Annotated in this window: 11 protein-coding genes and 1 tRNA gene; 11 read left to right on the forward strand and 1 reads right to left on the reverse strand. The window is 32.3% G+C overall.

The annotated features are described in order from the left end of the window. Positions 1-3: 3 nt before the first annotated feature. A complete protein-coding gene (locus SULYE_RS04995; protein ID WP_007547145.1) occupies positions 4-675 on the reverse strand; it encodes a chorismate-binding protein in 672 nt (223 codons plus the stop codon). A 68-nt stretch (positions 676-743) separates the two neighbouring features. Between SULYE_RS04995 and hisIE the strand changes: the two genes are divergently transcribed. From hisIE to surE, 11 genes are all read left to right on the forward strand, one after another. Next, positions 744-1,364, forward strand: a complete 621-nt coding sequence (hisIE, locus tag SULYE_RS05000) for a bifunctional phosphoribosyl-AMP cyclohydrolase/phosphoribosyl-ATP diphosphatase HisIE (RefSeq protein WP_007547147.1) — start codon at positions 744-746, stop codon at positions 1,362-1,364. Positions 1,365-1,588: 224 nt separating this feature from the next. After that, on the forward strand, positions 1,589-2,107 hold the full coding sequence (locus SULYE_RS05005) for a DUF29 domain-containing protein (protein WP_007547149.1): 519 nt from the start codon (positions 1,589-1,591) through the stop codon (positions 2,105-2,107). Positions 2,108-2,109: 2 nt separating this feature from the next. Beyond that, a complete protein-coding gene (locus SULYE_RS05010; protein WP_007547150.1) occupies positions 2,110-2,577 on the forward strand; it encodes a peroxiredoxin in 468 nt (155 codons plus the stop codon). Continuing rightward, positions 2,574-3,350, forward strand: a complete 777-nt coding sequence (locus SULYE_RS05015; protein WP_007547152.1) for a dihydroorotate dehydrogenase electron transfer subunit — start codon at positions 2,574-2,576, stop codon at positions 3,348-3,350. Before SULYE_RS05010 ends, SULYE_RS05015 begins: the two co-directional genes overlap by 4 nt. Beyond that, positions 3,334-3,942, forward strand: a complete 609-nt coding sequence (locus tag SULYE_RS05020) for a coiled-coil domain-containing protein (RefSeq protein WP_007547154.1) — start codon at positions 3,334-3,336, stop codon at positions 3,940-3,942. Before SULYE_RS05015 ends, SULYE_RS05020 begins: the two co-directional genes overlap by 17 nt. Then, complete coding sequence (locus SULYE_RS05025; protein WP_007547156.1) at positions 3,932-4,417, forward strand: 6-pyruvoyl trahydropterin synthase family protein; 486 nt, start codon at positions 3,932-3,934, stop codon at positions 4,415-4,417. The genes SULYE_RS05020 and SULYE_RS05025 overlap by 11 nt, the downstream gene beginning before the upstream one ends. 106 nt (positions 4,418-4,523) lie before the next feature. Next, a complete protein-coding gene (locus SULYE_RS05030; protein WP_007547159.1) occupies positions 4,524-5,048 on the forward strand; it encodes a gamma carbonic anhydrase family protein in 525 nt (174 codons plus the stop codon). After that, complete coding sequence (locus tag SULYE_RS08375; protein ID WP_007547161.1) at positions 5,045-5,212, forward strand: hypothetical protein; 168 nt, start codon at positions 5,045-5,047, stop codon at positions 5,210-5,212. The genes SULYE_RS05030 and SULYE_RS08375 overlap by 4 nt, the downstream gene beginning before the upstream one ends. After that, positions 5,190-5,486: an HU family DNA-binding protein gene (locus tag SULYE_RS05035; RefSeq protein ID WP_007547163.1), complete on the forward strand. Its 297-nt coding sequence runs from the start codon at positions 5,190-5,192 to the stop codon at positions 5,484-5,486. Before SULYE_RS08375 ends, SULYE_RS05035 begins: the two co-directional genes overlap by 23 nt. A 5-nt stretch (positions 5,487-5,491) precedes the next feature. After that, positions 5,492-5,564: transfer RNA gene (locus tag SULYE_RS05040), tRNA-Pro, on the forward strand. 30 nt (positions 5,565-5,594) lie between these two features. Beyond that, positions 5,595-6,285 (forward strand): 5'/3'-nucleotidase SurE (surE, locus tag SULYE_RS05045; protein WP_007547165.1); only part of this gene is annotated, 691 nt, incomplete at its 3' end.

The following is a 6,285-nucleotide window of genomic DNA, read 5'->3' on the forward strand; positions in this document are numbered from 1 at the left end:
TTTTTATGCTTCATCTTCCAACTCATTTAAACCTCTTTTTATAGTACCTTTTATTGGCTTTGTGATTATCTCTCTTCCTTTCTTTTCTAAAAAAAGCTCCATAGAGCCGGAAATAAGAGAAAAATTTAAATCTTTTATAAACATCATGTAAGGCGTGGGCTGATTTTTCACAAGATTCATAAAAACGCTAAAAGGATAAAAAATTCCATAAACATCAATTCTATGAGATAGATTGGCTTGGTATATATCTCCTTTTGATATGTAATCTTTTATTTTCTCTACTTTTTGAATAAATTCAGATTTCCTTGTGTTAAACTTTATCTGCTTGATTATTGATTTTTCAGATAGCAAATCTAAACGCTCTTTAAACTCAAACTTTTTATATAAATTTACAAGGATTTTTGGCAAAGCTAAATCATCTTTCTTTAAACTTTTAGAATTTAGAATATGGTTATTAAAGTCATAACCAATAAATCCCAATGCATAAAGATTATGCCTTTTTATAAGCTTTTCTAAAATCAGTAAAGGTCTTCTTGTTTTTATTTCATTTTTATTTATCCTAAGAATGTCATTATGGTAAACGACCTTGAATATTGGTTTTTCAAATACATAAAAACCTTTTTTATCAAACCAGCCATTCTCAGATGAGTATAAAACTGTTTGCCCTGCTTTCATTAACTCCTTCCAAAAAGTTGAAATGATATAATAATTACTATACCATCTTACATAGCAGGAGATAAATTTTGAACCTTGACAATTTAAAGTTTAATCATGATGGATTGATTCCGGTTGTTACTCAAAACTATTATACCGGAAAAGTATTAATGCAAGCATATGCAAATAAAGAAGCCATTGAAGAAACATTAAAATCCGGATATGCAACTTATTTTTCTCGTTCAAGAAATGCTTTATGGAAAAAAGGCGAAACTTCTGGAAATTATCAGAAAATCATGGATATAAAAGTTGATTGTGATGAAGACAGTATTATATACCTTGTTGTAGAAGAAGGTCCGGCATGCCATACAGGAGAAGAAAGCTGTTTTTATAGAAATCTAAATCTTGAAAAAGATTCCAAGCCGGTTCCTTTTGAGATACTTCATAAACTCTATGAAAAGATTCAAGAAAGAAAAGAGACTATGCCAGAAGGCTCTTACGTTGCATCTTTATTTAAAAAAGGAAGTGATAAAATAATTCAAAAAGTTGGTGAAGAAGCAGTAGAAGCTGTTATAGCGTTAAAAAATAAAAATAAAGATGAAATTGTGTATGAAACATCCGATTTACTTTTTCATCTGTTGATTGCATTGGTTGATGCCGGAGTTAAATTATCTGATATAGAAGAAGAATTATTAAAAAGGTATAAGTAGAGGTATGATAATATACCTTGGGTGAGAAATTAGTAATTTTTATAGAATTTAAAAATGAGATCCTTCGGCCTTACGGCCTCAGGATGACAAAGAAAGGTTGATTGATAAGCATTAGAGAAAAAGACAACCTTATATGTCATTCTGAGCGAAGCGAAGAATCTCATATTTTTTGTTGAATTTTTCACCCGACGTATTGTTAAAAAGATACAAGTAGAGGTCTGATAATGGCTACTCAAAGCATAAGTAAAGACTTTTTAAAGGAATTGTATGAAAAAGATTATTATAGATGGGTAAATGAGAATCTTCAGCTTTTAAAAGAAAGAGAATATGACTCTGTTGATTGGGAAAATCTTCTTGAGGAGATTGAAGATTTGGGAAGGAAGCATTTGGAGAGTGTAATAAGCTACATGGCAATAATCTTACAACATCTTTACAAGATTGATAATTTTAAAATTTACGAATATTCAGGTAAGGGCTGGATTAATAGCGTACTGCATGCAAGAAAGAGCTTAGAAAAACTTTTTTTAGAATATCCATCTTTAAAACAAAAAGCAGTTGAAAATATTGAAAAAGCTTGGAAATGGGCAGTGATAGATTTAGTATATTGGTTTCAAAAACCGGAGAATGAAGAATTAGCTAAAAAGTTTTTTGGAAGATTGCCAACAGAAAAAGATTTTCCAGAAAATTGTCCATATACATACAAGCAGATTTTTGAATATAAACCATGGATTAAGGAGGATTAAAGATGGAAAAAGCTATAGATTTTTGCCTGCCAGGAATTGATGAAAAAGGAAATGAGATTAATTTTTGTCTTAGAGATTATCTTGGAAAAGATAAAGACATTATTCTTTACTTTTATCCAAAGGACGACACGCCCGGTTGCACAACGGAAGCATGTGATTTTAGAGATAATTTAAATATATTACAAAATTACGCTATAGTCGTTGGAGTTAGCCCGGACAGCATTGAAAGTCATAAAAAATTTAAAGAAAAGTATGGTTTGAATTTTATTCTTTTATCTGATAAAAACAAAGAAGTCATGAAACAGTATGGAGCTTATGGCAAAAAAGTAATGTATGGCAAAGAGACAGAAGGAGTTATTAGGTCTACATTTATAATTTCACCTGATGGCAGTATTAAAAAAGCTTGGAAAAATGTAAAAGCTAAAGGTCATGTTGAACAAATATTAAAATTTCTTGGAGTGAAGTCTTGATAAAAGATGTTGAAGCTTTAATATTAGAAAACAGATTTATTTCCGGAAAAACTTACGTACTAAAGCTGAAAGCCCCAGAAATTGCAAGTTTTGTAAAGCCAGCTCATTTTGTAATGATAAAGCCAACACCTCAAGATTTTTACGACCCGTTACTTAGAAGAGCCTTTGCCATAGCCGACGTGGAGGATGATACTATAGCTGTTTACTATGACGTTTATGGAAAAGGAACCCAGGCGATTTCTCAAAAGAGAGAAGGAGAGACGATAAACGTCCTTGGACCACTTGGAAACAGACTATTTCCGGAAGATTATGATAATTATATCGTTGTAGGTGGTGGCATTGGTTATGCTGGCTTAAGTTTATTTTTAAAGCAGTTAAAAAAGCATAATAAAAGGTTTATAGCTATTTACGGAGCAAGAAAAAAAGAAGATTTGTCAATGATTAAATGGAATGAAGAAAACCAAATCCAGCCAATATATTATACGGAAGATGGAAGCTTTGGAAGAAAAGGATTAGTCACGCAGGATTTAAAAGATATTATAAAATCAAATCCAAATGCACCTTTGATAGTTTGCGGTCCAAAAGGAATGATGAAAGCTGTAGCAAAAATAGCCAAGGAAGAAAATGCGTTATGTTATCTATCCCTTGAAAGTAGAATGGCTTGCGGAATTGGTATCTGTGTTGGCTGTGTAGTCAAGAATGTTAAAAGTGATACATATGTAAGAGTATGCTATGAAGGCCCTGTCTTTGAGGCTAATGAAATTGAATTATAAAAATTTCAAAAAAAACTCAATATTTACAGGCTTTGGGATGATATTTTTATTACTTCTCACCTCTTTCAATTTATTTGCCGAGACAACTATTGAGCCAAAAATAATTGAGTATAAAGGCGTAAAAGCCGAAGACTTACAAAAGGTAAATCAGCAAGTTAATGCTTTATATCAAAAACAAAAACAGTTAGAAGAAAAAATAAGTCAAATCGAAAAACTTAAGAACGTATCACAAACAGATAAAAAACTAATTGAGTATTTTCTAACAGAAATTGAAGAGCTAAAAAAGAATCAGGAAGAGCTTAAAAATCAAATAACAAATTTTGAAAAAGAAACTAAAAAATCTTTTTTTATGTTAAATCTATTTCAATTTATAACCTTTGGAATATTTGTTGTTTTCATGGTCTTACTTTTTAACTATAAGAAAAACACCGGTAGAGAAATAAAAGAAGTTAGCGAAAAAGTTGATAAAATTCAAGAAAGGTCAGATGCTGAAGTGATTTTATCTCTCATCGAAAAAGCTAAAACCGACCCAAAAGCAGCAGAAATATTACAAACATATTTAAAAAGCAGAGGTGAAGTAAATGAAGTATGAAATAACAAAGATATTTAGATTTGAAGCAGGGCATAGAGTTTGGAAGCAAAATCTTGCAGAAGGTAAAACCGCAGTCCTTTCAGGATACGCTTGTACAGATAACAAATGCAGAAATTTACACGGACACAGCTATATTCTTGAAGTAACCGTTGGCTCTGATACATTGAACGAGCAGGATGTTGTGGTGGATTTTTATCATATTAAGAATGCTTTGAAAGATTTAGTAGACAACGTATTTGACCATTCTTTTATAATAGACATAAACGACCCGCTTTACCCAGTATTTAAAGAGTATTTTAAAGACTTAAAGATTACTGAAGTTGATTTTTGTCCAACAGCTGAAGCACTGGCTAAATACTTCTATGATTATTTGGTTCAGAAGCTTAAAGAAGCAAATCTTGAGGAAGATATAAAAGTAGTTCAGATCACTCTCTGGGAAACAGCAACAGGTAAAGCAACTTATAAAGGTGAGTAGTATTTGGAAATAGTAAAACTTTTACCTGCAATATTTATTATGTTAATCTTTACAGGATTATATTTTTTTGTTGGTGTTAAGTTCATAAAAAAGTGGAGGAAAAAAGGTGGCAATCATTAAGCCATACAAAGGAATCCATCCAAAGATAGACCAAACAGTTTTTGTTGCTGAAAATGCTGTAATTATTGGAGATGTTGAGATAGGCAAAGATTCAAGCATTTGGTATAATGTAGTTATAAGAGGTGATGTTAATTACATTAGAATCGGGGAAAGAACAAATATCCAAGACGGAACTATTATTCACGTAGACCATAAAAGATATCCAACGATAATAGGTAATAATGTGACAGTAGGTCATAAAGTTATGCTTCATGCCTGCACGATAGAAGATTACTGTTTAATTGGGATGTCTGCAACTGTTATGGATGGTGTAATTGTAGGAAAATACTCAATAGTTGCAGCAGGAGCATTGGTCACACCCGGTAAAGTTATAGAGCCTTACTCTTTGTGGGCCGGAGTTCCTGCTAAATTTGTAAGAAAATTAACAGAAGAAGAGATAGCTTGGTTAGAAAAATCTGCTGAAAATTATGTAAAATATAAAAATAGCTATTTAGAAGAGGGATTAGGATGAATGAAACGTTTGAGCTTTTACTTGCAATTGTAATTTTTATTATCGCAGCGTTAGTAATTGTTGGTTTGATGGTATATTGGAGTAAAAACAACACAGTTGTAGATGAAAGAGATAAAAAATACTATGGTAGAGAGGTAGGAGATGAAAAGAGCAGACATAGTTAACAAAATAGCAAGAAATGAAAAAATAACGTTAGATAAAAAAGAGATAGCTACTATCGTAAATGAAACATTTGACTTAATCTCTGACTATTTAACAAATGATATACATGAAGGAAAAAAAGTGATGATTTCAGGCTTTGGGACGTTTGTCATTAAAAAAAGAAAAAGTAAAATCGGCAGGAATCCAAAAACCGGTGAAGAGAAGTTGATTCCCGACAGGCTTGGCATAACTTTTAAACCTGGCAAGCTTTTAAAGAAAAAAGTTAATTCAAAATAAATAATCGGAGCGTGGCGCAGGTGGTAGCGCACTGGCATGGGGGGCCAGAGGTCGCCCGTTCGAATCGGGTCGCTCCGACTTGTAAGCGAGGAACAAAAGGAGTAAATAGTGAAAAAAATAGTTTTTCTTACAAATGATGACGGTTATCAGTCAAAAGGATTACAGGCAATAAGAAATAGATTGATAGAAGAAAATTTTAGAGTAGTTACGGTGGCTCCGGATAGAAACATGTCCGGAACAAGCCATTCATTAACATTTACAAGACCATTAAAAATAGAAAAAATTGAAGAAGATTTTTACTGTATCGTAGATGGAACACCTGCCGACTGTGTCCATCTTGGATTGAATGTAATTCTTCAAAATCAAAAGCCGGATTTATTAGTATCAGGTATAAATACTGGACCAAATATAGGTAATGACGTTTTTTATTCTGGAACCGTTGGAGCAGCAAGGGAAGGAACACTTTTTGGCATTCCATCTGTAGCCTTTTCTGTAGGTTCTTCTAAGAATCCAAACTTTGAAGATGTGTCAAAAGTAGCTGTTAAAATAGTAAAAGCATTACTTATTAAAAACCTTCCAAAAGGGACATTCCTTAACGTAAACATTCCAACAATTCCGACAGAAAAAATAAAAGGATTTTTGCTTACAAAGCAAGGAAGAGGAGCTTTTAAAGAAGAAATCGTTAAGTATCTATCGCCTTCAAAGGAAGAGTATTACTGGATAGGTGGAGAAGAAGCACTATTGGAAGAATGCTCACCCGGCACAGATTACACAGCAGTAAAAGATGGATATGTATCTA

The sequence above is a fragment of the Sulfurihydrogenibium yellowstonense SS-5 genome (assembly GCF_000173615.1).
Lineage (GTDB): Bacteria > Aquificota > Aquificia > Aquificales > Hydrogenothermaceae > Sulfurihydrogenibium > Sulfurihydrogenibium yellowstonense.

Coding starts and splice junctions, on each gene's coding strand:
- SULYE_RS04995 (WP_007547145.1), bottom strand. CDS start 675: ATGAAAGCAGGGCAAACAGTTTTATACTCATCTGAGAATGGCTGGTTT.
- SULYE_RS05005 (WP_007547149.1), top strand. CDS start 1,589: ATGGCTACTCAAAGCATAAGTAAAGACTTTTTAAAGGAATTGTATGAA.
- SULYE_RS05010 (WP_007547150.1), top strand. CDS start 2,110: ATGGAAAAAGCTATAGATTTTTGCCTGCCAGGAATTGATGAAAAAGGA.
- SULYE_RS05020 (WP_007547154.1), top strand. CDS start 3,334: ATGAAATTGAATTATAAAAATTTCAAAAAAAACTCAATATTTACAGGC.
- SULYE_RS05025 (WP_007547156.1), top strand. CDS start 3,932: ATGAAGTATGAAATAACAAAGATATTTAGATTTGAAGCAGGGCATAGA.
- SULYE_RS08375 (WP_007547161.1), top strand. CDS start 5,045: ATGAATGAAACGTTTGAGCTTTTACTTGCAATTGTAATTTTTATTATC.
- SULYE_RS05035 (WP_007547163.1), top strand. CDS start 5,190: ATGAAAAGAGCAGACATAGTTAACAAAATAGCAAGAAATGAAAAAATA.